Here is a 1,367-nt window from a genome sequence, read left to right as displayed (position 1 = left end):
TCTGAGAGGACGTTAAGTCCGTTTCTCGTATTGGCCGCGTCCGGGCTGGGTGAGGATGCCTTGGCGGACGAGTCGTCCGAGGCGGGAGCGGGTGACGTTCACGGTGGCCTCGTCGGTGGGCAGGCCGAGCAGTTGGTGGAGCTCGCGGGCGCGAAACGGCTGTTTGGGGTGCTCGTTGAACACGGTCAGGATCCGTTGGTAGGTGTCGGCGGTCGGCAGGGCCGGCGGTGCACCCTGGGCGGGGATCAGGTTCTCGATGTTCTTCCGGGTGGTGGCCAGTTCGGCGAGGCGGTCTTCGGCCTCGGTGAGGGCCGCGGTCAGTTCCTGAAGCTGCTGTCGCAGGTCGTCGGCGTGGGCGGTGGCCTGTTCGTGCTGCTCGCGGAGGAGTTCGAGGAGGTCGGTGACGTTCACGCGGCCACCTCGAAGTCGTCCCGCCAGGCGGGGGCGGGGGTGGTGAGACGGCGGAGCATGCCGGCGGTGGAGGCCCAGTAGACGCGGGAGGCGGAGTTGTCGGGCCGGTGGTCGTATTCGCGGGCGAGGCGGCGGTGCAGCATGAGGGTGCCGTTGACCTGTTCGACCCGCCACCGGATGGGCTGTGGCACGAAGCCTCTGCCCTGGTCGTCGGGGTTGCGGCGGACCACCTCGACGGTGATGTCGTTCACGACGCCGTGGATGATCACGGCGTCCTTGAAGCCCTGGTCGACCAGGGCCTTCTCCAGGCGCATCCCGCACCGTTCGGCCGCCTGGTCAAGCAGGGCGATGCCGGCCTCGTTGTCGTGCGCACTGGCCGGCAGGACGACCACACCGATGATCAGGCCCAGGACGTCGACGGCGAGTCCCCGCTTCCTGCCCGGCGTTTTCTTGTTCGCGTCCAGTCCCGTCGTCGCCTTCGGCACCCCGGCCGCCGCGCGGACGGACTGGGTGTCGATGATCACCAGGGACGGGTCCTCTAATCGTCTGGCCCGCTCCCGCACCTGGCAGCGCAGGATCTCCTGGATCCGCTGGTCGAGGCCGTCCTGGCGCCACAGGGTGAAGTAGTAGAACACCGCCGACCAGGCCGGCAGGTCGTGCGGCAGCAGCCGCCACTGACAGCCCGTCCGGTTCTGGTAGAGCAGCGCGTTCACAACTTCCCGCAGGTCGCAGGAGCCCGGGTCCCCGGTCGCCGACCGCGCCACCCGCTCCTGCTTCCACGCGGTGACCAGCGGCTCGAGCAACGCCCACTGCGCGTCGGACAAGTCGGTTGAGTACGGCATCCGTTCCATACGGCGACAACATCATGCACACGACACTGGAGTGGGACTGAACGATGTCCTTACCCACGAACGAGCGACACCAGATCATTCGGAAAGGGACTTAACGCCCTCTGA

At 67.8% G+C, this 1,367-nt stretch carries 2 protein-coding genes; both read right to left on the bottom strand.

Annotated elements, in window-relative coordinates; all coding sequences use genetic code 11:
• Positions 1 to 12: 12 nt before the first annotated feature.
• Positions 13 to 411, bottom strand: coding sequence for a hypothetical protein (locus ACWD6R_RS40565; RefSeq protein ID WP_451823343.1), 399 nt, complete (start codon positions 409 to 411; stop codon positions 13 to 15).
• The gene (locus tag ACWD6R_RS40560) at positions 408 to 1,262 is read right to left on the bottom strand and encodes an IS5 family transposase (protein ID WP_451823342.1); all 855 of its coding nucleotides are present in this window, start codon (positions 1,260 to 1,262) and stop codon (positions 408 to 410) included. Before ACWD6R_RS40560 ends, ACWD6R_RS40565 begins: the two co-directional genes overlap by 4 nt.
• Positions 1,263 to 1,367: the final 105 nt, after the last annotated feature.

This window comes from Streptomyces sp. NPDC005151 (assembly GCF_053599875.1).
The sequence above is the reverse complement of the archived record's forward strand: the minus strand, read 5'-3'. Positions and strand labels throughout refer to the sequence as shown.